At 68.7% G+C, this 23990-nt stretch carries 25 protein-coding genes; 9 read left to right on the forward strand and 16 right to left on the reverse strand.

The genetic code is table 11. The features are described 5' to 3' along the window. Nucleotides 1-3: 3 nt before the first annotated feature. Entirely contained in the window at nt 4-981 is a 978-nt protein-coding gene (locus ACSFA2_RS11515) for a GlxA family transcriptional regulator (protein WP_435455455.1), read from the reverse strand. Between the two features lie 83 nt (nt 982-1064). Between ACSFA2_RS11515 and ACSFA2_RS11520 the strand changes: the two genes are divergently transcribed. The 6 genes from ACSFA2_RS11520 to ACSFA2_RS11545 all read left to right on the forward strand — a co-directional run bounded on the left by ACSFA2_RS11520 (nt 1065) and on the right by ACSFA2_RS11545 (nt 7169). Further along, nucleotides 1065-1760 carry a DJ-1/PfpI family protein gene (locus ACSFA2_RS11520; protein ID WP_435455513.1) on the forward strand — a complete coding sequence of 232 codons (696 nt, stop codon included), beginning with the start codon at nt 1065-1067 and terminating at the stop codon, nt 1758-1760. Nucleotides 1761-1792: 32 nt separating this feature from the next. Next, nucleotides 1793-3019, forward strand: coding sequence for an ABC transporter substrate-binding protein (locus tag ACSFA2_RS11525; RefSeq protein ID WP_435455456.1), 1227 nt, complete (start codon nt 1793-1795; stop codon nt 3017-3019). After that, entirely contained in the window at nt 3019-3780 is a 762-nt protein-coding gene (locus tag ACSFA2_RS11530) for an ABC transporter ATP-binding protein (RefSeq protein WP_435455457.1), read from the forward strand. Before ACSFA2_RS11525 ends, ACSFA2_RS11530 begins: the two co-directional genes overlap by 1 nt. Nucleotides 3781-3782: 2 nt before the next feature. After that, nucleotides 3783-4493, forward strand: a complete 711-nt coding sequence (locus tag ACSFA2_RS11535; protein ID WP_435455458.1) for an ABC transporter ATP-binding protein — start codon at nt 3783-3785, stop codon at nt 4491-4493. A 152-nt stretch (nt 4494-4645) separates the two neighbouring features. Then, nucleotides 4646-6565: an ABC transporter permease gene (locus tag ACSFA2_RS11540; RefSeq protein WP_435455459.1), complete on the forward strand. Its 1920-nt coding sequence runs from the start codon at nt 4646-4648 to the stop codon at nt 6563-6565. 49 nt (nt 6566-6614) lie between these two features. After that, nucleotides 6615-7169 (forward strand): YitT family protein, encoded by a 555-nt coding sequence (locus ACSFA2_RS11545; RefSeq protein WP_435455460.1) that lies wholly within the window; start codon nt 6615-6617, stop codon nt 7167-7169. Nucleotides 7170-7193: 24 nt separating this feature from the next. Here ACSFA2_RS11545 and ACSFA2_RS11550 read toward each other — a convergent pair whose 3' ends face one another. The 9 genes from ACSFA2_RS11550 to ACSFA2_RS11590 all read right to left on the reverse strand — a co-directional run bounded on the left by ACSFA2_RS11550 (nt 7194) and on the right by ACSFA2_RS11590 (nt 14458). Next, nucleotides 7194-7889, reverse strand: coding sequence for a DJ-1/PfpI family protein (locus ACSFA2_RS11550; RefSeq protein WP_435455461.1), 696 nt, complete (start codon nt 7887-7889; stop codon nt 7194-7196). A gap of 118 nt (nt 7890-8007) precedes the next feature. Then, a complete protein-coding gene (locus ACSFA2_RS11555) occupies nt 8008-8649 on the reverse strand; it encodes a LysE family translocator (RefSeq protein ID WP_435455462.1) in 642 nt (213 codons plus the stop codon). A 4-nt stretch (nt 8650-8653) separates the two neighbouring features. Beyond that, nucleotides 8654-9346 carry a VOC family protein gene (locus ACSFA2_RS11560; protein WP_435455463.1) on the reverse strand — a complete coding sequence of 231 codons (693 nt, stop codon included), beginning with the start codon at nt 9344-9346 and terminating at the stop codon, nt 8654-8656. 18 nt (nt 9347-9364) lie between these two features. Next, nucleotides 9365-10276, reverse strand: a complete 912-nt coding sequence (locus tag ACSFA2_RS11565) for a PhzF family phenazine biosynthesis protein (protein WP_435455464.1) — start codon at nt 10274-10276, stop codon at nt 9365-9367. A 10-nt stretch (nt 10277-10286) separates the two neighbouring features. Further along, nucleotides 10287-10928, reverse strand: a complete 642-nt coding sequence (locus tag ACSFA2_RS11570) for a glutathione S-transferase family protein (protein WP_435455465.1) — start codon at nt 10926-10928, stop codon at nt 10287-10289. A gap of 43 nt (nt 10929-10971) precedes the next feature. Continuing rightward, a complete protein-coding gene (locus ACSFA2_RS11575) occupies nt 10972-11607 on the reverse strand; it encodes a LysE family translocator (RefSeq protein ID WP_435455466.1) in 636 nt (211 codons plus the stop codon). Nucleotides 11608-11638: 31 nt separating this feature from the next. Beyond that, on the reverse strand, nt 11639-12853 hold the full coding sequence (locus tag ACSFA2_RS11580) for an aminotransferase-like domain-containing protein (RefSeq protein WP_435455467.1): 1215 nt from the start codon (nt 12851-12853) through the stop codon (nt 11639-11641). Between the two features lie 73 nt (nt 12854-12926). Next, the gene (locus ACSFA2_RS11585; RefSeq protein WP_435455468.1) at nt 12927-13853 is read right to left on the reverse strand and encodes a DMT family transporter; all 927 of its coding nucleotides are present in this window, start codon (nt 13851-13853) and stop codon (nt 12927-12929) included. A 5-nt stretch (nt 13854-13858) separates the two neighbouring features. After that, a complete protein-coding gene (locus ACSFA2_RS11590) occupies nt 13859-14458 on the reverse strand; it encodes a LysE family translocator (RefSeq protein ID WP_435455469.1) in 600 nt (199 codons plus the stop codon). A 97-nt stretch (nt 14459-14555) separates the two neighbouring features. Between ACSFA2_RS11590 and ACSFA2_RS11595 the strand changes: the two genes are divergently transcribed. After that, the gene (locus ACSFA2_RS11595; RefSeq protein WP_435455470.1) at nt 14556-15989 is read left to right on the forward strand and encodes an aminotransferase-like domain-containing protein; all 1434 of its coding nucleotides are present in this window, start codon (nt 14556-14558) and stop codon (nt 15987-15989) included. Nucleotides 15990-16004: 15 nt separating this feature from the next. On the opposite strand, the gene ACSFA2_RS11600 is transcribed toward ACSFA2_RS11595, so the two are convergent. Beyond that, complete coding sequence (locus ACSFA2_RS11600) at nt 16005-17129, reverse strand: ABC transporter substrate-binding protein (RefSeq protein WP_435455471.1); 1125 nt, start codon at nt 17127-17129, stop codon at nt 16005-16007. A 65-nt stretch (nt 17130-17194) separates the two neighbouring features. Here ACSFA2_RS11600 and ACSFA2_RS11605 point away from each other — a divergent pair, with 65 nt between their 5' ends. Both ACSFA2_RS11605 and ACSFA2_RS11610 read left to right on the forward strand, forming a co-directional pair. Further along, the gene (locus ACSFA2_RS11605; RefSeq protein WP_435455472.1) at nt 17195-19282 is read left to right on the forward strand and encodes a molybdopterin-containing oxidoreductase family protein; all 2088 of its coding nucleotides are present in this window, start codon (nt 17195-17197) and stop codon (nt 19280-19282) included. Further along, nucleotides 19272-20405 carry an aminopeptidase gene (locus tag ACSFA2_RS11610; protein ID WP_435455473.1) on the forward strand — a complete coding sequence of 378 codons (1134 nt, stop codon included), beginning with the start codon at nt 19272-19274 and terminating at the stop codon, nt 20403-20405. Before ACSFA2_RS11605 ends, ACSFA2_RS11610 begins: the two co-directional genes overlap by 11 nt. Here ACSFA2_RS11610 and ACSFA2_RS11615 read toward each other — a convergent pair. The 5 genes from ACSFA2_RS11615 to gmd all read right to left on the reverse strand — a co-directional run bounded on the left by ACSFA2_RS11615 (nt 20391) and on the right by gmd (nt 23985). Continuing rightward, nucleotides 20391-20648, reverse strand: a complete 258-nt coding sequence (locus tag ACSFA2_RS11615; RefSeq protein WP_286648071.1) for an acyl-CoA-binding protein — start codon at nt 20646-20648, stop codon at nt 20391-20393. The two genes, ACSFA2_RS11610 and ACSFA2_RS11615, sit on opposite strands and share 15 nt — an antisense overlap. 70 nt (nt 20649-20718) lie before the next feature. After that, nucleotides 20719-21555 carry a tetratricopeptide repeat protein gene (locus tag ACSFA2_RS11620; RefSeq protein ID WP_435455474.1) on the reverse strand — a complete coding sequence of 279 codons (837 nt, stop codon included), beginning with the start codon at nt 21553-21555 and terminating at the stop codon, nt 20719-20721. A 41-nt stretch (nt 21556-21596) separates the two neighbouring features. Further along, nucleotides 21597-22271, reverse strand: coding sequence for a TetR/AcrR family transcriptional regulator (locus ACSFA2_RS11625; RefSeq protein WP_286648073.1), 675 nt, complete (start codon nt 22269-22271; stop codon nt 21597-21599). A gap of 95 nt (nt 22272-22366) precedes the next feature. Then, a complete protein-coding gene (locus ACSFA2_RS11630; protein WP_435455475.1) occupies nt 22367-22849 on the reverse strand; it encodes a phasin family protein in 483 nt (160 codons plus the stop codon). A gap of 11 nt (nt 22850-22860) precedes the next feature. After that, a complete protein-coding gene (gene gmd, locus ACSFA2_RS11635) occupies nt 22861-23985 on the reverse strand; it encodes a GDP-mannose 4,6-dehydratase (protein ID WP_435455476.1) in 1125 nt (374 codons plus the stop codon). Nucleotides 23986-23990 lie beyond the last annotated feature (5 nt).

Raw genomic sequence — 23990 nt, forward strand, 5'->3', positions numbered from 1 at the left:
AATCTATTCAGGATCGCTGCGGCAATGCAGCTCCCTGAACAGCAGCGGCGTCATGCCGAATCGGCGGTCGAAGGCCTTCGACAACTGGGCACCGGTCGAGTAACCCGTCCGTACCGCGATCTCCTTGAGCGACATGCCGGCTGCGAGAAGGTTGCGGGTCTGGTCCAGTCGCAGGGTTTCCACGAAATGCGCCGGCGTCTCGCCGGTGCTCTTCGTGAACCGTCGCAGGAAGGTGCGTTCGGACATCGAGACGCGCTCCGCCAGGCGCGGCACGTCGAGCGTCTGTGACAGGTTCTCGCGCATCCAGTGGACCAGGGCGGCGAAAGGCGCGTCTGCATCGGATTGCGCGCTCAGCACGGCGCTGAACTGCGACTGGTAGCCGGGGCGGCGCGCATACAGGACCAGGCGCTTGGCGATGGTGTTCGCCACCGCATTGCCCAGGTCGGCGGCCACCATCTCCAGGCTCATGTCGATCCCGGTCGTCACACCCGCGGAGGTCCACAGCCGGCCATCGTTGACGAACAGCGCGTTGGTGTCGACCTCGATGTCCGTGCATCGGTCCGCAAGGTCGTTGCACGCCGACCAGTGCGTGGCCACGCGCTTGCCGCTCAGCAGCCCGAAATGGGCCAATGCGAAGGTGCCCGTGCAGATGGAGCCATAGCGGCGCGCGTTCTTGCTTGCTCGCACCGCCCATTTGCGCACCGCGTCGTTGTCCGCCAGCAGCTTGAGCCCCGATTCGTCACCGCCGGCGATCAGCAAGGTGTCGATGGTGCCGGGCGACAGATCCTCGATCGACTTGGTCACCAGCGCCACCGCGCTGCTGGTCTGAATCGTGCCGCCCTCGGGGGAGCAGATGTGGACCTTGTAGTGGGCTTTGCCCAGCGCATCGTTGCCCGCCTCGAACACCATCGCCGGCCCGGTGACATCGAGAACCTGGCACCGCGGGAAGCTGAGGATGGCGACATTGAGCGGCTTCGGCATTGGCGAATATTAGCCTGTGATTGTCATTTACGCCAAGTTCGGCGACTCACACAATCGGTCATCGATTGGACATCTACACCTCAATGAACGACACCCTTCACATCGGATTCCTGATCTTTCCTGAGGTCACCCAGCTGGACCTCACCGGCCCGGCGCAGGTGCTCAGCCGCGTTCCGGGCGCCAAGGTGCATCTGGTGTGGAAGGCGCTCGAACCTTTGATGACGGATGTCGGGTTCACCATCAATCCGACCGTCACCTTCGACGATTGCCCGCGACTCGATGTGCTGTGCGCACCGGGTGGCTTTGGCGTGGTGGACCAGTTGAGCGATGACCGCACCCTGGCGTTCCTGCGGGACCAGGGGAAGACCGCGCGCTATGTGACCTCGGTTTGCAACGGTTCGCTGCTGCTCGGCGCCGCGGGGCTCATCGATGGCTACAAGTCGGCCTGCCACTGGATGTGGCGGCACTACCTGCCGCAGTTCGGCGCCGAGCCCGTGGCGGCCCGCGTCGTGCGCGATCGCAACCGCCTGTCGGGGGGTGGCGTGACATCTGGCATCGATTTCGCTTTCACCCTGGCCACCGAGCTGGCCGGAGAAGAAGTGGCGCGAATGATCCAGCTGGGCCTCGAATACGACCCGCAGCCGCCGCTCGACAGCGGGTCGCCCGACAAGGCCGGTGCCGAGCGCGTGGCCCGCGCGCGTGCGGCGCAGGACCCCTGGATCGCCGGCGTCGAGGCCCAGATCGCACAGGCGGCACAGCGCCTTTCGCTTCAGCGTTGAACACGATCCTCCACTCTCCCTAAGGAAGTCCCATGAAACCCAGCCTCTGCAAATGGACCCTCGCGGCCGCCTCCGTCGCGGCGCTCCCGGCTTTCGGCCAGATCTCCGATGGGGTCGTCCGGTTGGGGGTCATCAACGACCAGTCGGGGCCCTATGCCGCACTGACCGGGCCGGGATCCGCGCTGGCGGTGCAGATGGCGGTGGAGGACATGAAGCAGCAGCTCGGTGCGATCAAGGTGGAGGTGCTCGTCGCCGACCATCAGAACAAGCCCGACATCGGCTTGACGGTGGTGAAGCGCTGGTTCGATGTGGACAAGGTCGATGCGGTGCTCGACATCGCGAATTCCGCCGTGGCCCTGGGCGTTCAGTCCGTCATCAAGGAGAAGAACAAGATCGCGCTGTACGGCATCATCGGCACGACCGAGCTGACCGGCAAGCAATGCGCGAAGACCGGCTTTTCCTGGGTGCACGATGCCTATGCGCTGGTCTCGGGTCCCGTCAAGACGCTGACCAAGAGCGGGCTCGACACCTGGTACTTCGTCGGCGCCGATTTCGCGTTCGGCAAGAACATGGTGCAGGAAGCCAAGGCGCTCGTGGCCACCAGCGGCGGCAAGACCCTGGGCGAGGCGTTCCACCCCATGGGCGCCTCGGACTACAGCTCGTACCTGCTGCAGGCGCAGAGCTCGGGCGCGAAGGTCGTGGCCTTCGCCAACGGTGGCGGTCAGCTGGTGAACTCCATGAAGCAGTGGAAGGAGTTCGGCATGCAGGACGGCAAACAACGCCCGGTCGCCACGCTGCTGTCGGTCGCGGACGTGCATGCGGCCGGGCTCGACGTGATGCAGGGCCTGTCGGCCACCACCGCGTGGTACTGGGACCTGAACGACGACACGCGCGCCTTCTCGCGCCGCTTCTTCGAGCGCTTCAAGGCGATGCCGACCGAGTCGCAGGCGGGCATGTACTCGGCCACCAGCCACTACCTCAAGGCCGTCGTCGCCACCCAGACCGACGCCACGGACCCGGTGGCCGCGAAGATGCGCAGCACGCCGGTGAACGACATGTTCGCCAAGAACGCACCCCTGCGCGACGACGGCAAGCTGTCGCATGACTTCCTGTTGGTCACCGTCAAGACCAAGGCGGAGTCCAAGGCGCCGTGGGACTACTACAAGGTCAACGGTGTCATTGCCGCGGCCGATGCCTTCACGCCCTTGAGCGCGAGCGAATGCCCCCTGGTCGCCAGCGCCGTCGGCAAGGCCAAGTGATGGCGCCTGGCATTGCGGGCGATCCCGCCATCCTCACCGCGCGCGGTCTCACGCGCAGCTTCTCGGGCTTCACCGCGGTCAGGCAGGTCGACCTGACCGTTCGCCGAAACACGGTCCATTCCGTGATCGGGCCCAACGGCGCCGGCAAGAGCACGCTGTTCAATCTGCTCACCCGCTTCCTGGAGCCCGATGCCGGCAGCATCCTCTACAACGGTGCAGACGTCACGCGCACGCCGCCCGCGCAGCTGGCCCGGCAAGGGGTCGTGCGCTCGTTCCAGATCTCCGCCGTCTTTCCGCACCTGACCGTGGCGCAGAACGTGGGCGTGCCCCTGCAGCGCCTGTCGGGACTGCAGAAGGTGTTCTGGCGCTCCACCGCCTGCCTCAGCGAACTCGATGACCGGGTGCATGCGCTGCTGCGCCAGTTCGGACTGAGCGAGTGGGCCCACATCGCGGCCGGGGAGTTGCCTTACGGACGCAAGCGGGCACTGGAACTGGCGACCACCTTCGCCCTGGAACCCGACCTGGTGCTGCTGGACGAACCGATGGCGGGCCTGGGCATCGAGGACGTGACCCGGGTCGCCGATCTCATCGCCGAGCGCGCCGAAGAGAAGACCATCGTCATGGTCGAGCACAACCTCAAGGTGGTCGAACGGCTTTCGGACACCGTCACCGTTCTCTGCCGTGGCGAAGTCCTGGCGGAGGGCCCCTATGAAGCGGTCGCCGCCGATGCGCGCGTCCTCGAAGCCTACATCGGCCACTGACCATGGATACCACCAACACCGTCCTCGATGTCAAAGGCCTGAGTGCGGGCTACGGCGGCAACCAGGTGCTCGACGGCGTCAGCTTCACGCTGCAGCGCGGTGAAGTCGTCACGCTGCTCGGGCGAAACGGGGCGGGCAAGTCCACCACCCTCAAATGCCTGATGGGCTTCATCACCGAGAAGACCGGCACCATCGACTTCGAGGGCGCGCCGATCGTGCGGTGCCTGCCCGAGCAGATCGCCCGGCTGGGCATGGCGTACTGCCCCGAGGAACGCGGCATCTTCTCGCAACTGAACGTGCGCGAGAACCTGACCTTGCCGCCGGTGCTCCGCGAAGGCGGACTCACGTTGCACGAGGTCTACGACCTGTTCCCCAACCTCCGCGAACGCGCCGCCAGCCAGGGCACGAAATTGTCGGGCGGCGAGCAGCAGATGCTGGCGATCGGGCGCATCCTGCGCACCGGCGCCAAGTGCCTTCTGCTGGACGAGCCGAGCGAAGGCCTCGCGCCGGTCATCGTGAAGCTCATTGCCCAGACCGTCCATGCGCTCAAGCGCCGCGGCTTCACCATCCTGCTGGTGGAGCAGAACCTTCGCTTCGCCACCGAACTGGCCGACCGCCACTACGTCATGGAGACCGGGCGCGTGGTCGACATGCTGACCCGTGACGACATGCACAACGGCAACGCGCGCGTCGAAGCCTACCTGGGAATCTGAGATGAAACACCACCCCCGAAGCGCCTGCGGCGCCTCCCCCTCGAGGGGGCGATACCAGCGGCCCGGCAGAGCCGGTTCCGCGGTATCCCTGGCCTCTGGCCGCGCCAGTTTCGTGCGATGCGGACCAGGCGACATCCTGGAGGGGCGCTGACATGCTCGAAACGCTGGGACTCCTGTCTCCGTCCCCCGCCCTGTTCGGGCAGCTTCTGCTGGGGCTGATCAACGGCTCTTTCTACGCCATGATGAGCCTGGGCCTGGCCATCATTTTCGGGCTGTTGAACGTCGTCAACTTCATGCACGGCGCGCAGTACATGATGGGTGCGTTCACCGCATGGATGCTGCTGCAGTGGCTCGGCATCGGTTACGGCTTCGCGCTGGTGCTGGCGCCGCTGATCGTCGGCGTGAGCGGCATCCTGCTGGAGCGGCTCTTCGTGCGCCGGCTCTATCACCTGGACCATGTCTACGGGTTGCTGCTGACCTTCGGCCTCACGCTCATCGTCGAAGGCCTCTACCGAAAGGCCTTCGGCTCCGCCGGCCTGCCCTATGCGAACCCCATGCCCGGCGGCTTCCGCACGGCCCTGGGATACCTGCCGTACTACCGGCTGTGGGCCCTGTTCGCCTCGCTCCTGGTGTGCCTCGCCACCTGGTACATGATCGAGAAGACGAAACTCGGGGCCTACCTGCGCGCCGCCATCGAGCGTCCGGACCTGGTGCGCGGCTTCGGCATCAACGTGCCGCGGATGGTGACGCTGGTCTATGGATTCGGCGTGGGCCTGGCCGGCCTGGCGGGCGTGTTCGCCGCACCGATCTACAACGTCAGTCCGACGATGGGCTCCAACCTGATCATCGTGATCTTCGCGGTGGTGGTGATCGGCGGCATGGGTTCCATCAAGGGCGCCATCATCACCGGCTACCTGCTGGGCCTGGCGGAGGGCCTGATGCGCTATTACTACCCGCCGCTGTCCGATACCGTCGTCTTCATCATCATGGCCGGCGTGCTGCTCATCAAGCCTGCGGGGCTGTTCGGCAAGGGCGTGATCAGTCAGCACGCGGCCGCCGCCATGGAAAGCCGCGCCGGCATCGAACCGAAGAAGCTGCGTGCGGGCCTGAGCTGGGTGCTCCTGGCCGTGTCGGTGGCAGCGCTCGTCGCCGCGCCCTTCGTGATGTACCCGGTGTTTCTCATCAAGGTGCTGTGCTTCGCGGTCGCCGCGAGCGCGGTCAACCTGCTGCTGGGCTACATGGGCGTGCTGTCGTTCGGCCATGCCATGTTCTTCGGCTTCTCGGCGTATGTGGCGGGCCATCTGGCCAAGGTGTGGGGGCTGTCGCCCGAGCTGGCGATCCTGGGCGCGACGCTCGCGTCGGTCGCGCTCGGCGGCATCGTCGGCCTCATCGCGATCCGGCTGCAGGGCATCTACTTCGCGATGTCGACCCTCGCGCTGGCCCAGATGGTGTACTTCTTCTGTCTCCAGGTGCCGTTCACGAACGGCGAAGACGGCATCCAGAACATCCCGCGCGGCGTGGCCTTCGGCGTGTGGGACCTGAAGAGCGATCTGTCCGCATACTTCTTCGTCCTGCTGATCTGCGGCGCTGCCATTCTGGCCATCGCTCGGCTGGTCCACTCGCCGTACGGGCGCATCGTCGCTGCGGTGCGCGACAGCGAACCCCGCGCGATCTCGCTGGGCTACAACGCCAGCCGCTACAAGCTCGCGGTCTTCGTGTTCTCGGCGGGCATCACGGGCCTCGCAGGCGCGACCAAGGCCATCGCGGTGCAGATCGCCACGCTCACCGACGTGGGCTGGCAGATGTCCGGCGAGTTTCTGTTGATGACGCTCGTCGGCGGCCTCGGCAGCATCACCGGCCCGATCCTCGGCGCGCTCGCCCTCATCAGCATGGAGACCTACATGTCCGAACTGCAGGACTGGGTCACGGTGGCACAAGGCGTGGTCTTCTTCGTGGTCGTGCTGGCCTTTCGCGAAGGCATCGTCGGGAGCCTGTCCGGCATCTGGCGCAAGCAGGCCGCTGCGCGCACGCACGTGAAGCTGAAACTCGAACCGTCCGATGGACCGACCTAGCGCCGCGCTGCGGCTTCGTCCGCACAGCCGGCGCGAGGACTTCTACGGGGTGGCGCTCGGCATCTTCTTCTGCGCTGTCGGGATCGGCCTCCTTCACCGCGGCGGAATGATCACCGGGGGCATCGCGGGCCTGTCGCTGCTGGTCGCCCTCTTTGCACACCAGCCGGTGGGCGCGCTGGTCTGGGTTCTGAACGTGCCGTTCGTCGCGTTCGCATTCGCCGCCATGGGCCGAGGGTTTGGCGCCAAGACGCTGGTCGTCAGCGCTGTTCTGGGCGCGTCGATCGAGTTCGTGAGCCGTTCACTGAACGTCTCGGAGATCTCTTCCGCGTTCTCGGCCATCGGTGGCGGCACGCTGCTGGGCACGGGCATCCTTTTTCTGGCGCGACACAACGCCTCGCTGGGCGGAACGGGCGCGGTCGTGCTCTGGCTGCAGAAACGATACGGCCTGAATGCGGGCGTGAGCCAGCTGGGGATCGACGCCGTGCTCTTCATCGTCGCTTCGGCGCTGCTGCCTTGGCCGACCGTGGTCTGGTCGCTCTTGGGCACCCTCGCGATGAATGCCATGGTCATCGTCTGGCACAAGCCGGGGCGCTACCACGGCTGATGCCTGCGCGGCGGGCGTCACCCGTCAGTGGCCGAGCGTGCTGGCAACGCGCGTCGAGACCTCGCGGCGCTGCCGAAGCATCTCCTGCGCCGACAGTCGCACCTTCTCGACGAGCTCCGGCGCCGCCACGCGCGGGTGCCCACTCTGAAACGGCGGGGCCGGATCGTATTCGAGCATGAGCTGAAGCGACTTCGCCGCCTCGGCCCCGCGGAGCACCTCCAGCACGGTGAAGGCGAAATCGAGTCCCGAGGTCACGCCGGCGCCCGTGATCCGGTTGCCATCCACGACAACGCGCTCGGGCACGATCTCGACGCCGAAGAGCGCCAACTGGTCGATGGAAAGCCAATGACACGTGGCCTTGTGTCCCTGCAGCAGGCCGGCGGCGGCGAGCAGCAGCGAGCCGGTACAGACCGAGGTGACCCACTCGGCGCCGATCGCCTGTCGGCGCAGGAACTGCAGCACCTCGGTGTCTTCCATCAAGGGCGTCTGTCCCGGGCCGCCGGGCACCACCAGGACGTCGTACTGCGGCGCTTCGTCGAAGCGCTGGTCGGCAACGATCGTGAGCCCGGTGTCGCCCTTGATCGGCTGTCGATCCTTCCAGACCAGTTCCGCATGGCAGTCCGGCGCGCGTGCCAACACTTCGAAGGGCCCGAGGATGTCCAGTGAGGTCATCATCGGGAAGACGAGCATGCCGATCCGGGTTTTGGGTTTCAGGTTCATGCGACCACTGTGCCCGGCGGGTCGGGATCGCGTCGGACAAAAATCGGTTGTTTCCCGACAGGATGCGGTCGCTGCTAAGACGGTGCGCTGCGCGGCGTCGATCGCTGGCCCGTTCAGGTCATGCGCTCGCCTTGCGCGTGTCGACCGCGATGCGCACCGCCAGCAGCGCGAGCACGCTGCCCATCACGTAGCGCTGCGCGCGCAGCCAGCCTTCGCTGCGCGAGAGCACCGCGGTGATCGACGCGGCGCCGAGCACCAGCATCAGGTTGACCAGCCCGCTGACCGAGATCTGGATCGCGCCGAGCGCCGCGCTCTGCCACAGCACCGAGCCGCGCTCGGGGTGGAGGAACTGCGGGAAGAAGGAGAGGTAGAACATCGCGACCTTCGGGTTCAGCACGTTGGTCAGGAAGCCCATGCGAAACAGCTTGGCCGGCGGGTCGATCGGCAGCGTGCGCGCCGCGAAGGGCGCGTGTCCGCCGGGCTTGACCGCCTGCCACGCCATCCACAGCAGGTAGGCCGCACCGGCCAGGCGCACCGCGTCGAAGGCGAAGGGCACGGCCGCGAGCAGCGCGGTCAGCCCCAACGTGGCCGCGACCAGGTGCACCAGGAAGCCGACCAGCACGCCGGCCAGCGACACGATGCCGGCGCTGCGCCCCTGGCACAGCGCGCGCGACACGCAATAGATCATGTTCGGCCCGGGCGTCAGCACCAGCAGCAGCGAGGCGAGCGAGAACCAGGCGAGTTCGGTGGCGCTGAGCATGGCGTCAGATCCCTTTCGATTCGAGCGTGACGGGTCCGCGCGGCGTCTGCAGCACAGCCACCAGGTTGGGCGGGCCGGCCTGTACCGGCACCTGCGCGAGCCCCAGCGCCGCGTGCGCCGCCTGCAGCATGTCCGGCCGCGGGTGCGTCGCATGCAGGCCGGTCAGCGTGACGCCCGACGGTGGCATCGTGTCGGCCGGGTGCACCGGTCCCCACTCGATCACCGTGGGCAGCGCGCCATAGAAGAGACGCTGGCCGTCGTCGCGCACGCTGATCTTCCAATCGAGCCGGCCGGCGGCCGTGTCGCGCGATGCTTCGACGAGCGGGCCGCGGTCGATGGGCGTGGGGCCCGCGGCAAGCGCGTGCAGCGCCGCTGCCGCGTCGGGCACGCGGGCGACGAAGTGGATCAGCCGCGGCCCGTGCTGCGCCAGCTCGGCCTGCAGCGCGGCGTCGTCGAGGTCGAACCAGCGGTGCAAGCCGCCGGCACGCGTGGGCTGCTTCACGGGGTCGATCGCGATGACTTCGAGGTAGGCCTGTGGAAACGCCGTGGTCGCGATCGAGATCAACCGGTTGTGCGTGCCCATCAGCGGATGCGCGCCGCCGGGGCCGGGCGTCACGCCCAGCGTGGCTTCACACCACGCCACGCCCTCGTCGAGCGTGCGGGCGGCGATGACGAGGTGGTCGATCTGTGCGGGCATGGGTCGGACCTCAGAAACTCAGAGGTGGACGCTGCCTTCGATGCAGGTCACGGCATCGCCGCCGACCCACACCTGGCCACCGGCGTCGCGTTCGATGTGCACCCGCCCGTCGCGGCCCATGCACTGGCCCTGGCCGGCGACGTAACGCTCGGGCACGTGGCCGTCGGCGATGAGCCACTGCGCGATGCTGGCATTGAAGCTGCCGGTGACCGGGTCTTCCTCGACGCCGATGGGCGCCGCGAAGGCGCGCACCTCGAGGCCGACCGGCGCGGGCTGCGCACGAGCGCCGAAGGCGCGCGCTTCGCGGTTCGAGCGGCCGATGAGCGCGGGCGCTGCGTCCGCCACGTTCGGCACCGCCGCCACGCCGACCTTCTGCCGCAGTTCCTTGAGCGCACGGTGGTCCGGCTTGAGCGCCAGCACCGTGTCGACGTCGTCGAGCAGCAAGCCCATCCACACCGGCCCGTTGTCGAGCATCTGCGCCCCGCGGATCTGCGCCGCCTTCAGGCCGAGCGCGGCGGCCACGCGCGCCAGCACGCTCGGGCTCGGCGCGCTGCGCGTCACCGGCGGCGCGGCGAAGGCGAGGCGTTCGCCGTCGCGGCGGATCGGCACCAGGCCGACGGCGCTCTGCTGCACGATGCGGTCGCCCGACTTCGGCGTGCCGCCGGCGCGCAGCCAGGCGTGGCAGCTGCCGATGGTCGGATGGCCGGCGAAGGGCAGCTCGCTGCCGGGCGTGAAGATGCGCACGCGGTAGTCCGCCGCCGGGTCGGTCGGCGGCAGCAGGAAGGTGGTTTCCGACAGGTTGGTCCACTGCGCGAAGCGCTGCAGCTCGGCGTCGTCCAGGTCGCTGCCGTCGAGCACCACCGCGAGCGGGTTGCCGCGGTAGGGGACGGCGGTGAACACGTCGACTTGTTGGAAAGGGCGGGTCTTCATCATCGGAACTTCATTCAAGAGGGAGGTCGAGCACGCCGCGCGCGGCAGAACGCGCCTTCAGGTCGGCGAACCAGCGTTCGACGTTCGGCCAGACCGGTCGGGTGTAGTCGGTGGGCGGCAGGCCGAACCAGCGGTGGGCCTCGCAACCGACCGGGATGTCGGCCATGGTGAAGTCGTCGCCCATCATGAAGGCGCGCGTGGCCAGGTGCGTGTCGAGCAGCGCGAAGAGCGGCTCGGTGGCGCGCACCGAGCGCTCGATCACCGCGGCATCGCGCTCGGCCGCCGGCGTGCGGATCCACTGCTTGAAGGCGCCGGCGCTCACCGGGTTCAGCGCGGTCTGCTGCCAGTCCATCCAGCGCTCGGCGTCGAAGCGCTCGTGCAGCGGCTCGGGGTAGAGCGCGCCCGGCGCATGCTTGGCACAGAGGTAGCGCACGATCACGTTCGACTCCCACAGCACCAGGCGCGCCTCGCCTTCGCCGTCGTCGATGCAGGGCACCAGCGCGTTCGGGTTGAGCGCCAGGTACTCGGGCGTCTGCACGACGCCGAACTTTCCGCCGGCCTCGGTGCGCTGGAAGTCGAGCCCGAGTTCCTGCGCGCACCACACCACCTTGCGCACGTTGATCGAACTGATGCGGCCCCAGATGTTGAGCATTTCCTTTTCCTTCTTGATTCGTTGTCGTGTGGGGTGGCGGCGTTTAGCGTGGCGCCGGGCGGTCCAGCATCAGCAGTCGCAGCGCCAGGCCGAGCATCGCCACGGCCAGCAGCCGGTGTTGCAGGCGCGCGGCACCGGGGCGGCGCTGCAGCCATCGGCCCACCTGTCCGCTGAAGGCGCCGAGCAGCGTGTTGAAGGCCAGCGCCGCGAGCGAGAGCACCCCGCCCAGCAGCATCAGCTGCAGCGTGACGTGGCCGCGCGCCGGGTTGACGAACTGCGGCAGGAACAGCATGAAGAACAGCAGCGCTTTCGGATTCACCAGGTTGTTGAGCCAGGCCTGCCGCACGATGCGCGCGAACGGTGCGGGCGATGCCGCGCCGACCGGGGCCGCACCGCCTTCGCGCCAGGCCTTGGCCGCGAGCCAGAGCAGGTACGCCGCACCGGCGTAGCGCAGCAGATCGAAGGCCGGCGCCCAGGCCGCGACCAGCGCGGTGATGCCGGTGGCGGCACACAGCGTGTGCACCAGGTCGGCCGCCGAGATGCCGATGGCCGCCGCGAAACCGCCACGCGGCCCCTGAGCCACCCCGTGGGCCAGCACGAAGGCCATGTTCGGCCCGGGCGAGAGGAACAGCGCCAAGGCGGCGAGCAGGAACAGCCCCAGGGTGGCGAGGTCGATCATGGTGCCCGCATGGCGCCCCGTGCCGTGGTGATCAGGTCGCGGCCAGCTCGCGCTGCACGCGGGCGGCGGCGTCCAGCGCCAGCTGCTCGCGCAGCGTCGCGGCCAGCGCGGCGATGGCGGTGTCGATCTCGTCGACGCTGGCGGTCACGAAGGACAGGCGCAGCGTGCGCGGGTCGCCCTGGCCGTCGGCATAGAAGGGCGCGCCGGGCACGAAGGCCACGCCGCGCTCGACCGCCTTGGGCAGCAGCTTCACGGTGTCGATGCCTTCGGGCAGGCGGGCCCACATGAACATCCCGCCGATGGGCGCGTTGAAGCGCACGTCCAGGCCCTTCATCTCGCGGGTCAGCGCGGCGGCCATGGCGTCGCGCTGGCGCTTGTACAGGGCGCGGATGGTCGGCACGTGGCGCGCCAGGAAGCCGTCCTTCATCACCTCGACCACCATGCGCTGCGTGAAGATCGGCGTGTGCAGGTCGACCGCCTGCTTGGCCTGCAGCAGCTTCGGGTAGATCGCCTTCGGCGCCACCAGGAAGCCCAGGCGCAGGCCCGGCGCCAGCACCTTCGAGAAGGAGCCGAGGTAGATGCAGCCTTCGGGGTTGCGCGCCGTCAGCGGCAGCGGCGGCGCTTCGTCGAACCACAGGTCGCCGTAGGGGTTGTCTTCGATGATCGGCAGGTTGGCGGCGGCCGCGGCGGCGGACACGGCGGCGCGGCGCGCCTCGCTCATGGTGCGACCGGTCGGGTTCTGGAAGTTGGGGAGCAGGTAGATGAAGCGTGCGTCCTTCGACTTGTCGATGAGGTCGTCCACGATCACGCCCTCGTCGTCGCTCGCCACGCTCACCGGCGTCGGTTCCATCGGCGCGAAGGCCTGCAGTGCGCCGAGGTAGGTCGGGGTCTCGACCAGCACGCGGCTGCCGGGGTCGATCAGCACCTTGGCCACCAGGTCGAGGCCCTGCTGCGAGCCGGTGGTGATCAGCACCTGCGCCGGGTCGACGTTCCACGGCAGCATATCGGCCACCGCCTGGCGCAGCGGGCCGTAGCCTTCGCTCGCGGCGTACTGCAGCGCGGCCGGGCCGTCGTTGGCCAGCACGTGGGCGCAGGCGTCGGCGAAGGCGCTGATCGGGAAGGTCTTGGGCGAGGGCAGGCCGCCGGCCAGGCTGATGATGCCGGGCAGGTCGGTCACCTTGAGGATCTCGCGCAGCACTGAGGGGTTCATCTTCTCGGCGCGTGCGGCCATCTTCCATGTCGTCATGATTTTTCCTGGAGGCGAGGGAGGGTTGTCGTGGTCGAAAGGGGGAATCGAAGGAACTGAAAAGTGTGCCGCGTCAGCGCGGGCCTTGCGAGAGTTTCTTGCCGATGAGCACCGTGGCGACCACCGCGAGCGCGAAGCCCAGCGTCACGCCGTCGAGCGGCTCGCCCAGCAGCGGCACCGCCGCGAGGATGGAGAGAAAGGGCTGCAGCAACTGGGCCTGGCTGACGCGCAGCGCGCCGCCCATGGCGAGGCCGCGGTACCAGGCGAAGAAGGCGATCCACATCGAGAACACGCCGACGTAGGCCAGGCCGGCCCAGGCCGTCCACGCGACCGGCTGCGACGGCCAGGTGAGCAGGGCGCCGGGCAGCGTCACCGGCAGCGCCATCACGCAGACCCAGCAGATCACCCGCTCGGCACCCAGCGCGGGCGTCACCTGCGCGCCGTAGATGTAGCCGAACGAGGCGGCGAGCACCGCGCCCACCAGCAGCAGGTCGGCCCATTCGAAGCCGAAGCCGTGGCCCTGCTGCCAGGCCCGCAGCAGCGAGAACGCCACGACCAGCCCGCTGCCGACCACGGCGCAGACCCAGAAGCCCAGGCGCGCGCGCTGGTGCAGCACCCAGGCGGCGACCGCGGCGGTGGCCAGCGGCAGCAGGGCGGTCACCACGGCGGCGTGGCTGGCGGTGACGGCGCGCAGCGCGAAGCCGAGCAGCAGCGGGTAGCCGATCACGTTGCCGAGCACCGCCATGCCCAGCGGCTTCCACTGATGGCGTTCGGGGCGCGGCGCGCGCGTGGCGAGCAGGAACAGGATCGACAGCACCCCGGCCAGCGCGGCGCGGCCGAGCGTCATGAACCAGGGCGAGAGCTGGGGCGCGGCCTGCGTGCCGGTGGCCAGCCGCGTCATCGGCAGCGTGACCGCGAAGAGCGCCACGCCGAGCACGCCCAGCCACATGCCCAGCGTCTCGCGGCGCATGCCGAGCGGGCGGTCTTGGTCGATCGGCATCGCACTCATGCCTTCACCATCCACGCCGCCGTCAGGACGAGCAGCGCTGCCATTGCGCGGTTGAACCACAGCAGCCGGCTTCCCTCGGCCAGCCAGCCGCGCAGCAGCGACCCGACCAGGGCATAGACGAAGTTGCTGACGAAGGCATAGACCAACATCACCGGCGCGACGATGGCGTAGCGGTGCAGTGCGTCGGGATGCCCGGCGATCCAGCCGGCGACCAGCGTGAGCGCCAGCAGCCAGGCTTTCACGTTGAGGAACTGCAGCATCACGCCCTGGCCGAAGCCGACCCGCACCGAGGCATCGCCGGTCTGGCCCAGCGCGCCGCTGCGGCTGAGCTTGAAGGCCAGCCACAGCAGATAGGCGATGCCGAGCGCCTTGATCACCCACTTGAGTGCGGGCGCGGCCATCACCAGGGCACCGACGCCGGCCGCGCAGAGCGCCAGCAGCAGCGTCCAGCCGACCGGCACTGCCAGCACGAAGCGCATGGCGCGCGGCAGGCCGCCGTTGGCCGCGAGGGTGGTGGACAGCGTGGTGTTGGGCCCGGGCGAGAAACTCATCGCCGCAGCCATCACCAGCAGCGCCGTGAATTCTTGCCAGGTCATGGCACACACTCTAGACTGATGACCATTACAGTGCCAATACAGTTGGTCGGACATGGACGTCGACTGTATCGGCCGGTTGCACGACACAGAGCCCCCGATGCTGACACGAACCTCCACCCAGTCCCTGACCAGCCAGTTGGCCGACCGCTTTGCCGATCGCATCCGCACCCGGCTGCTGCCGCCCGGCGCACGCCTGCCGTCGGTGCGCGAGTGCGCGCGGCAGCAGGGCGTGAGTCCGCACACGGTGGTGGCCGCCTACGACCAGCTGCTGGCGCAGGGCCTGGTCGAGGCGCGGCGCCAGCGCGGCTTCTTCGTGCGCGACGCGGCACCGGCCGCACCGGCGACATCGGCTTCCGCGATGGAGCCGCGGCCTGCGCGCAGCGGCGTGCTGGCCAGCACCTCGCGGGTGGGTGGCGTGCCGGCCGATGCCAGCGCGCTCATCCGCGGCATGTTCCATCGCCAGAGCGACAAGCCGCAGCCCGGCATGGGCGTGTTCCCGCCCGACTGGATGGATTCGACCTTCATGCCGACCTCGTTGCGGCGGCTGACCGGCACCCGCGCGCTGCAGGAGATTTCGCTGCAGTACGGCGAGCCGGCCGGCGACAGCGCGCTGCGCCGCAGCCTGTCGCAGAAGCTGATGGGCACCAACATCCCGGCGGCGCCGGAGCAGATCCTCACCACCATCGGCGCCACGCATGCGCTGGATATCGTGAGCCGCACGCTGCTGCGCGCCGGCGACCCGGTGATGGTCGAGGAGCCGGGCTGGGCCATCGAGTTCGCCCGGCTCGAAGCGCTGGGCATGCGCATCCTGCCGGTGCCGCGGCGCGCCGACGGGCCCGACCTGGCGGTGATGGCGCAGTACTGCGAGACGCACAAGCCCAAGCTCTTCGTCAGTGTGAGCGTGCTGCACAACCCGACCGGCTACAGCCTGTCGCCCGGCAGCGCGCACCGGGTGCTGCAACTGGCCAACCAGCACGACTTCCACATCGTCGAGGACGACACCTACAGCCACCTGGCGCCCGAGCACGCCACGCGCCTGTGCGCGCTCGACGGCCTGCAGCGGACCATCTACGTGAGCGGTTTCGCGAAGATCCTCGCGCCCAACTGGCGCATCGGCTTTCTGGCGGCGGCGCCGGCGCTGTTCGGCCGCCTGCTGGAAACCAAGCTGCTGGCCACGCTCACCACCCCGGCGCTGTTCGAGCGGGCGCTGGCCTGGTGCATCGACCAGGGCCAGCTGCGCCGGCATGCCGAGCGGGTGCGCCTGCGGCTCGACGGTGCGCGCGCGCGCACGGTGAAGCTGGCGCTGGCGCACGGCTGCCGCTTCGAGTCGGAACCGGCGGGGCTGTTCGGCTGGGTCGACACCGGCGTCGACACCGACGCGCTGACCCAGCGCATGCTCGACGAGGGCTACCTGCTGGCGCCTGGTTCGCTGTTCCACGCGCGCCGGCCGCCGAGCACGCTGATGCGCATCAACTTCGCGACGGCGCAGGACGCCGCCTTCTGGAAGGTGTTCGCCCGAGTGCGGGGCTGATTCGCCGCGCGTCGATCAGGTGCGGATGCGCCCGTCGCCCGTGATCATCGACAGCTCGACGAACTTCGAGGCCACATGGTTCTTCGGCGAGAAGGACACCTCGAAGCCGCCGAACTGCTGGCGGTCGATGCTCTCCAGGCCCTGGATCAGCCCGTCGCGCGTGAGCTTGCCCGGCGCGCGGCGCAGGCCTTCGGTCAGCACCTTGGCCGCGAGATAGCCTTCCATGCTCGAGAAGTTCGGCTTGGTGGCGCCACCGGACTTTTTCGCGGCGTCGCTGAATTCGCGCGTGATCGCGTTGGCCGGGCTGTAGGGCGATGGCACGACCTGCGTGACGACCACGCCGGCGCCGTCCTTGCCGAGCGCGTCCGACAGGGCCTGCGTGCCGACGAAGGACACGTTGTAGAAGGTGCCGCCGAAGCCGACCTTGCGCGCCTCGCGGATGAAGGCGGCACAGGAGTTGTACGCGCTGACCTGGATCACCGCGTCGGGCTTGGCGGCGGTGATCGTCTTCACGGCGGCGGCCACGTCGACCGAGTTGCGCTCCACCGTCGCCAGGGCGGCGGGCTTGAGGTCGAGCTGCGCCAGCGCCAGCGTGGCGCCGTCCAGGCCGGCCTTGCCGTAGGCGTCGTTTTGGTAGAAGACCGCGATCTTCTTCAGGCCCAGGTTGGTGAGCTGCTTGACGATCAGCGCGGTCTCGTCGTTGTACGACGCGCGCAGGTGGAACACGTTGCGGTTGAAGGGCTCGCGCAGCGCCATGGCGCCGGTGAAGGGGGCGATGAAGGGCACCCGGTCCTTCACGGCCAGCGGCAGCGCCGCCAGGCTGGTCGGCGTGCCGATGTAGCCGAACAGCGCGAAGGCGTCTTCGGCGATCAGCTTCTGCGTGTTGGCGGCCGTGCGCTCGGGCTCGTAGCCGTCGTCCAGGAACTTGATCTCGACATCGCGGTGGCCCGGCACGGCGTTGTACTGGTCCAGGTACAGCTTGGCGCCCTGGTAGAACTGGATGCCCAGTTGCGCGGCCGGCCCGCTGAACGGGGCCGACTGGCCCAGCACGATCGGCGTCTCGCTCTGCGCGCGCGCCAGTTGGAAACCACCGAGTGCCGCCGCACCGGCCGCCATCGAGAAATGCCTGCGATTGATCATGGTCGAACCTCCGCGCGCGCTCGCGCCAACAACAAGGAAACAAGGACTGGAACTAGACTCGGCCGATGGTCGCTGCCACCGCTTCTTCTTCGACGTCTCCCGCACCCTCCGCCACCGTGCTCGGCGCCTGTCCGCACGACTGTCCCGACACCTGCGCACTGGTTACCACCGTGCAGGACGGCCAGGCCATCAAGCTGCAGGGCAACCCGGACCATCGACACACGGGCGGCGTGCTGTGCACCAAGGTGTCGCGCTACCTGGAGCGGACCGCGCACCCCGATCGCCTGCTCTACCCGATGAAACGCGTCGGCCCCAAGGGCGCCGGCCAGTTCGAGCGCGTCGGCTGGGACACCGCGCTCGACGACATCGCGCGCAGGTTGCAGAATCTAACCGAAAGTAACAGTTCAGAAACGATTTTGCCCTACAGCTACGCCGGCACCATGGGTTTGGTGCAGGGCGAATCGATGGACCGTCGTTTTTTCCACAAGCTCGGCGCCTCGCTGCTGGACCGCACGATCTGTTCCACCGCCGGCGGTGAGGCCCTAAGTCTTACCTTGGGCGGCAAGGTGGGCATGCGGGTCGAATTCTTCGCCGAGTCGAAGCTGATCCTCATCTGGGGCAGCAACTCGATCGCCAGCAACCTGCACTTCTGGCGCCACGCCCAAGCGGCGAAGCGCGCCGGGGCGAAGCTGGTGTGCATCGACCCGCGCAAGACCGAGACCGCCGACAAATGCGACGAGCACATCGCGCTGCTGCCGGGCACCGACGGCGCGTTGGCCCTGGCGCTGATGCACGAGCTGATCGTCCACGACTGGCTCGACCACGACTACATCGCGCGCCACACCGTCGGCTGGGACGCGCTGCGCGAGCGCGCCCTGCAATGGCCGCCGGCCCGCGCCGCCGCGGTGTGCGGCGTGCCCGAGGCACAGATCGTGGCGCTGGCCCGCGACTACGGGCAGACGAAGCCCGCCGCCATCCGCCTGAACTACGGCATGCAGCGGGTGCACGGCGGCGGCAACGCGGCGCGCGCCATCGCCTGCCTGCCGGCGCTGGTCGGTGCCTGGCGCCATCGCGCGGGCGGCTTGCTGCTGAGCAGTTCGGGGGCGTACCCGGTCGACCGCGCCGCGCTGCAGCGGCCCGAGCTGCTGGCCGGCCGTCGGCCGCGCACCATCAACATGGTTCGCATCGGCGACGCGCTCACGGGTGATGCGCCCGCGCTGTCGAACGGCCCGCCGGTGAAGGCGGTCGTGGTCTACAACAGCAACCCGGTCGCGGTGGCGCCGGAGTCGGGCAAGGTGGCGACTGGCTTCGCGCGCGAGGACCTCTTCACCGTGGTGCTCGAGCAGTTCCGCACCGACACCGCCGACTACGCCGACTACCTGCTGCCGGCCACGGTGCAGATCGAGCACTGGGACATCCACACCAGCTACGGCCACACCGACGTGCTGCTCAACCGCCCGGCCGTGGCGCCGCGCGGCGAGGCGCGCAGCAACGCCTGGGTGTTCCGCGAACTGGCGCGCCGCATGGGCTTCGACGAGCCCTGTTTTCAGGACGACGACGAGGCGCTGTGCGCCGCCGCTTTCGCGCCCGGTGCGATCGACGTCGCGCAGTTGCACCGCGACGGCTTCACCACGCTGCGTCTGCCCGACGCGCCGTACGCCGACGGGAATTTCCCGACACCTTCGGGCCGCTGCGAATTCTTCAGCGAACGCCTCGCCGCCCAGGGCCTGGACGGTCTGCCCAACCACGTGCCGAACCACGAGGCGGTGGGCAGTTCGACGCAGTTTCCGCTGGCGATGATCTCGCCGCCGGCGCGCAACTTCCTCAACTCGACCTTCGTCAACGTGACCAGCCTGCGCGCCATCGAAGGCGAGCCGCTGCTGGAGATCCACGCCGACGACGCGGCCGCTCGCGGCATCGCCGACGGGGCGATGGTGCGTGTGTTCAACCAGCGTGGCGAGCACCGCTGCCGCGCCGAGGTGTCGCGCCGCGCGCGGCCGGGCGTGGTGCATGGCATGGGCATCTGGTGGCGCAAGCTCGGCTTCGACGGCACCAACGTCAACCAGCTCACCAGCCAGCGCCTGACCGACATCGGGCGGGGACCGACCTTCTACGACTGCCTGGTCCAAGTCGAGCAAAGCAATGCCGGCTGAGGCCATGGCGCGGCGCGGCGCGGCCGCGCTCATGCTGCTGGCAACCAGCCTGCTCGCCGGCTGCGCCGACCTCGGCTACTACTGGCAATCGGCCAGCGGTCACCTCGGCGTGATGCGCGCGGCGCGGCCGGTGCCGCAGTGGCTCGACGACCCGGCCACGTCGCCCACGCTCAAGGCCAAGCTCGAACTCACCCAGCGCATCCGCCGCTTCGCCGTGACCGAGCTGCACCTGCCGGACAACCCCAGCTACACCGGCTATGCCGACCTGCACCGCAACGCAGCGGTGTGGAACGTGGTGGCGGCACCGCCGTATTCGCTGACGCTCAAGACCTGGTGCTTCCCGGTGGCGGGCTGCGTGGGCTACCGCGGTTACTACGACGAAGCGCAGGCGAAGGTCGAGGCTGACGCGCAGCGCGCGCAGGGGCTGGAGGCGGCCGTCTACCCGGTGCCGGCGTACTCGACGCTGGGCTGGCTCAACTGGGCCGGCGGCGACCCGCTGCTGAGCACCTTCATCGGCTACCCCGAAGGCGAGCTGGCGCGGCTGATCTTTCACGAGCTGTCGCACCAGCTGCTGTACGTGTCGGGCGACACGCTTTTCAACGAGTCCTTCGCCACCGCGGTCGAGCGCATCGGCGGGGCACGCTGGCTGGCGATGCAGGCCGGCGACGCGGCACGGGCCGACTACGCGCAGTACGACGCGCGGCGCCAGCAGTTTCGCGCGCTCACCTTCGCCACGCGGCGGCGGCTGCAGGCGGTCTACAGCTCGCCGCAGGCCGAGGCGAAGGACTGGGCGGCGGTCGAGGCGATGAAGCGCGAGGCGATGGCGGCCTTCCGCGCCGACTTCGCGGCATTGCGCGACGGCTGGCCGCCGCAGCGGCAGGCGGCCTACGACGCCTGGGCCGCACGCGCCAACAACGCCACCTTCGGCGCCCAGGCCGCCTACGACGATCTGGTGCCCGGCTTCGAGGCGCTGTTCGAGCGCGAGGGCCGCGACTGGCCGCGCTTCTACGCGGCCGTCAGGACGCTGGCCGCGCTGCCGAAGGACAAGCGCCACGCCGCGCTGCAGGGCGTGGCCCCACCGGCGCACACCGCGCGGGCCACGCAGCCTTCAGCCGCGCAGTGAGTCGATCAGTTCGACGTACTTCTGCTTCGCCTCGTCCGCCGACAGGCCCTTCTGTGCGGTCCAGGCGTCCCACTTGGCGCGTGCCACCACGTCGCTGAAGCTCGGGCGCTTGGCGGCGTTGTCGCCTTCGGTGGCCTGCTTGAACAGGCCGTAGATCTTCAGCAGCGTCGGGTTGTCCGGGCGCTCGGGCAGCAGCTGGGCGTTGGCCTGGGCGGCCTCGAAAAGGGATGACAGGTCGGACATGGAACGGCACTCGCAAGAAGGGGCTGGGCACAAGGGCTGGGCATCTTAAGGGAGCCCATCCTCTGCGCCTTCAATCCGTCAGGCCGGCCCGTGCGAGTTCGACGTCCAGGCGCTCGCGCGCATCCGCTGGCGTCACGGCGGCCGCCTTCTCGTAGAGCCGGGTGGCCTCGGGCAGGCGGCTGTCGCCTTCGAGCATCAGCAGGCCGCGCGCGTATTCCATCCAGCCGCTGGCCGACGATGGGTTCAGCGCCAGACCGCGCTCGAACAGCGCGACGGCGAATTCGGCGCGCACGCCATAGGTCATGCAGCCGACCAGGGCGCCGACCTTGTCGATCACCTCGGCATGGAAGGCACCCAGCGCGATGTGGGCATCGGCATGGTGCGGCTCCAGGGCGATCACGCGCTCCAGCACCGTCTTCACCTTGGTGCCCAGCCCCTGCGCCAGCGCGCGGGCCACGCTGATGCCCTGGGCATAGCGGCCCAGCGCATAGGCTTCCCAGAAAAGCGCGTGGGCGTTGCCCGGTTCGACGGCGGCGTGCCCCGCGGCGCGCTCGGCCACCTGCAGGAAGAGCGCCAGGCGCACCGTCTCGCGGGGCTCGAGGTAGTTGGCGTAGATCGCGGTGGCCTGGTTGGCCAGCATCAGGCCGTCGGTGCCGTGCTGCAGCCCGATCGCTGCGGCGCGTTCGAACTCGCCGTTGTGATAGCAGACCCAGCCGTCGGCCAGCGGCCCCGGCGCGGGCGGCGCCAGCGGGTTGCCGGCATGCAGGCGCGGCCAGGCGGCCAGCAGGCGCTGCGTGTCGAAGCGCGGCAGGTCGGCATAGGGCAGCGGCGCCCACCGGCCGGCCTGTGCGGTCGGCGCATGGCAGCCGGGCGGGAGCAGCGACACGGGACGCAGATCGGGAGTCATGGCGTCTTGCTCCTGGTGGGGGGCGGGTGGATCGGGGCCGATCAGGCGGCCATCGCCAGATCGTCGCGCTCGTAGGCGCTGCTCAACGACAGCAGGTGCCGCCGCTGGTCGGGGGCGAGGTAGGGCGCCATCAGGTGCAGCGTGTGGTGCGCACCGCGCATCAGCGCGCTCTGCGCATGGGCCGGCTCGAGCGCCTCGCGCGGGTTGCGCACGTACTCGTAGCTCAGCCAATAGGTCAGCACCACCACCATGCTCTGCGCCAGCATGTCGACCTCGCGCGGGTCGATGTCCAGATGGCCCGCCGCGCCCAGGCTGGCCAGCAGCGTCCGGATGGCCGCGGCCTTCTTCTGCAGCACCAGCTGGAACTGCGTCTCGAGGTGGCGGTTGTTGCTCAGCAGGTCGTTGAGGTCGCGGTAGAGGAAGCGGTAGCGCCACAGCAGCTCGAACAGGCTGTGCATGAAGAACCAGGCGTCTTCCACGTCGTGCACGCCTTCACTTGCGTGCAGCAATTCTTCCAGCTCCGTCTCGTACTGGCTGTAGAGCCGGTTGATCAGCTCGTCCTTGGCAGGGTAGTGGTAGTAGAGGTTGCCGGGACTGATGTTCAGTTCACCGGCCACGAGCGTGGTCGACACGTTCGGCTCGCCGAAGCGATTGAACAGGTCGAGCGCTGCTTCGAGGATGCGCTCTGCAGTGCGGCGCGGCGCCTTCTTGGCCATGTGGAAGCCCCGGTTGTCTCTTGGGGGCCACTCTAGCGCAAAGGGGAGGGTGATGGGATGCGGGTCGTGCCCGGATCAGCTTCGCAGACGCCTGATCAGGGTTTGTCTGCACGCGGACTGCGGCGGCGCGATGGCTTGGCGTCCTCGGCGGCCTTCGCCGAGCCGCGGCTCGGCGACTTGCGCGGCGCTGTCGCAGCGGGCTTCCGCGTGGCCAGCAGCGCCTCCAGTTGCTCGACCCGCGCCTGCAGCGCAGCGAACTCGGCGGCCGAGGGCGCGCCCAGGTGTTCCAGCGCCCGCGCCACCCGTTCCTCGAAGATGTTCTCGAGCTTGCCCCAGCCGGCGCTGGTCTTGGCGCCGAACTCGCTGGCCAGCCCGGCCATGCGGGTCTGGGCCTGGCTCAGCGTTTCTTCGGCCGCCTGCTGCGTCTTCTTCTGAAGACCTGTGCCGTCCTTCACCAGCGCCTCGAAGGCCTTGCTGCCCTCCTGCTGCATCTTGGCGAAGGCGCCCAGCCCGGCCAGCCAGATCTGCTGGGCCGAGTCCTTGATGGGGTCCTTGGGCTTGTCGTCTTGGGTGGCCATACGCTGACCCTTTAGTGCTCGCGGCTGACGGCCACGTGATAGCCGTGCTTCTTGAGCAGCGAATGCTGGCGTGCAGCTTCAAGGTCGTTGGCAACCATCTCGCTGATCATCTCGTCCAGCGTGATCTCGGGGATCCAGCCCAAGTCCTCCTTGGCCAGGGCTGGGTCGCCCAGCAGCGTTTCCACTTCGGCCGGGCGGAAGTAGCGCGGGTCGACCGACACGATCACGTCGCCCGGCTTCACCGCTGGCGCAGCGTCACCCTCGACGCTGCGGACCACCGCTTTTTCGTCGACACCGGTGCCGACGAAGTCGAGCGTGATGCCGAGCTCGGCCGCCGTCTTGCGCACGAAATCGCGCACGCTGTATTGCACGCCGGTGGCGATCACGTAATCCTTGGCTTCGTTCTGCTGCAGCATCATCCATTGCATGCGGACGTAGTCCTTGGCATGGCCCCAGTCGCGCAGCGCATCGAGATTGCCGACGAACAGGCATCTCTCCAGACCCTGGGCGATGTTGCAGATGCCGCGGGTGATCTTGCGCGTCACGAAGGTCTCGCCGCGGCGGGGGCTCTCGTGGTTGAACAGGATGCCGTTGCAGGCGTACATGCCGTACGCCTCGCGGTAGTTTTTGGTGATCCAGTAGGCGTAGAGCTTGGCAACGCCATAGGGGCTGCGCGGGTAGAACGGTGTGCTCTCGCGCTGCGGAATCTCCTGCACCAGTCCGTAGAGTTCGCTGGTGCTGGCCTGGTAGAAGCGGGTCTTGTCCTGCATGCCGAGCAGGCGCACAGCCTCGAGCAGGCGCAGGGTACCAATGGCGTCGACGTCTGCCGTGTATTCGGGGGCCTCGAAGCTGACCGCCACATGGCTTTGCGCGCCCAGGTTGTAGATCTCATCGGGCTGCACCTGCTGCACGATACGCGTCAGATTGCTGGTGTCCGTGAGGTCGCCGTAGTGCAGGTGCAGCTTGCGGTTCTGCTCGTGCGGGTCCTGGTACAGGTGGTCGATGCGCTCGGTGTTGAACGACGAGGCCCGACGCTTGATGCCGTGGACTTCGTAGCCCTTCTCCAGCAAAAATTCGGCAAGGTAGGAGCCGTCCTGGCCGGTGATGCCGGTGATGAGTGCTTTCTTCGCGGTCATATGTA

The sequence above is a fragment of the Variovorax cryoconiti genome (assembly GCF_051216395.1).
Lineage (GTDB): Bacteria > Pseudomonadota > Gammaproteobacteria > Burkholderiales > Burkholderiaceae_C > Variovorax.

Bases quoted from the DNA above. Each gene is read 5' to 3' on its own strand.
- ACSFA2_RS11515 (WP_435455455.1), bottom strand. From the start codon at position 981: ATGCCGAAGCCGCTCAATGTCGCCATCCTCAGCTTCCCGCGGTGCCAG.
- ACSFA2_RS11520 (WP_435455513.1), top strand. From the start codon at position 1,065: ATGAACGACACCCTTCACATCGGATTCCTGATCTTTCCTGAGGTCACC.
- ACSFA2_RS11525 (WP_435455456.1), top strand. From the start codon at position 1,793: ATGAAACCCAGCCTCTGCAAATGGACCCTCGCGGCCGCCTCCGTCGCG.
- ACSFA2_RS11530 (WP_435455457.1), top strand. From the start codon at position 3,019: ATGGCGCCTGGCATTGCGGGCGATCCCGCCATCCTCACCGCGCGCGGT.
- ACSFA2_RS11535 (WP_435455458.1), top strand. From the start codon at position 3,783: ATGGATACCACCAACACCGTCCTCGATGTCAAAGGCCTGAGTGCGGGC.
- ACSFA2_RS11540 (WP_435455459.1), top strand. From the start codon at position 4,646: ATGCTCGAAACGCTGGGACTCCTGTCTCCGTCCCCCGCCCTGTTCGGG.
- ACSFA2_RS11550 (WP_435455461.1), bottom strand. From the start codon at position 7,889: ATGAACCTGAAACCCAAAACCCGGATCGGCATGCTCGTCTTCCCGATG.
- ACSFA2_RS11555 (WP_435455462.1), bottom strand. From the start codon at position 8,649: ATGCTCAGCGCCACCGAACTCGCCTGGTTCTCGCTCGCCTCGCTGCTG.
- ACSFA2_RS11560 (WP_435455463.1), bottom strand. From the start codon at position 9,346: ATGCCCGCACAGATCGACCACCTCGTCATCGCCGCCCGCACGCTCGAC.
- ACSFA2_RS11565 (WP_435455464.1), bottom strand. From the start codon at position 10,276: ATGAAGACCCGCCCTTTCCAACAAGTCGACGTGTTCACCGCCGTCCCC.
- ACSFA2_RS11570 (WP_435455465.1), bottom strand. From the start codon at position 10,928: ATGCTCAACATCTGGGGCCGCATCAGTTCGATCAACGTGCGCAAGGTG.
- ACSFA2_RS11575 (WP_435455466.1), bottom strand. From the start codon at position 11,607: ATGATCGACCTCGCCACCCTGGGGCTGTTCCTGCTCGCCGCCTTGGCG.
- ACSFA2_RS11580 (WP_435455467.1), bottom strand. From the start codon at position 12,853: ATGACGACATGGAAGATGGCCGCACGCGCCGAGAAGATGAACCCCTCA.
- ACSFA2_RS11585 (WP_435455468.1), bottom strand. From the start codon at position 13,853: ATGCCGATCGACCAAGACCGCCCGCTCGGCATGCGCCGCGAGACGCTG.
- ACSFA2_RS11590 (WP_435455469.1), bottom strand. From the start codon at position 14,458: ATGACCTGGCAAGAATTCACGGCGCTGCTGGTGATGGCTGCGGCGATG.
- ACSFA2_RS11595 (WP_435455470.1), top strand. From the start codon at position 14,556: ATGCTGACACGAACCTCCACCCAGTCCCTGACCAGCCAGTTGGCCGAC.
- ACSFA2_RS11600 (WP_435455471.1), bottom strand. From the start codon at position 17,129: ATGATCAATCGCAGGCATTTCTCGATGGCGGCCGGTGCGGCGGCACTC.
- ACSFA2_RS11605 (WP_435455472.1), top strand. From the start codon at position 17,195: ATGGTCGCTGCCACCGCTTCTTCTTCGACGTCTCCCGCACCCTCCGCC.
- ACSFA2_RS11610 (WP_435455473.1), top strand. From the start codon at position 19,272: ATGCCGGCTGAGGCCATGGCGCGGCGCGGCGCGGCCGCGCTCATGCTG.
- ACSFA2_RS11615 (WP_286648071.1), bottom strand. From the start codon at position 20,648: ATGTCCGACCTGTCATCCCTTTTCGAGGCCGCCCAGGCCAACGCCCAG.
- ACSFA2_RS11620 (WP_435455474.1), bottom strand. From the start codon at position 21,555: ATGACTCCCGATCTGCGTCCCGTGTCGCTGCTCCCGCCCGGCTGCCAT.
- ACSFA2_RS11625 (WP_286648073.1), bottom strand. From the start codon at position 22,271: ATGGCCAAGAAGGCGCCGCGCCGCACTGCAGAGCGCATCCTCGAAGCA.
- ACSFA2_RS11630 (WP_435455475.1), bottom strand. From the start codon at position 22,849: ATGGCCACCCAAGACGACAAGCCCAAGGACCCCATCAAGGACTCGGCC.
- gmd (WP_435455476.1), bottom strand. From the start codon at position 23,985: ATGACCGCGAAGAAAGCACTCATCACCGGCATCACCGGCCAGGACGGC.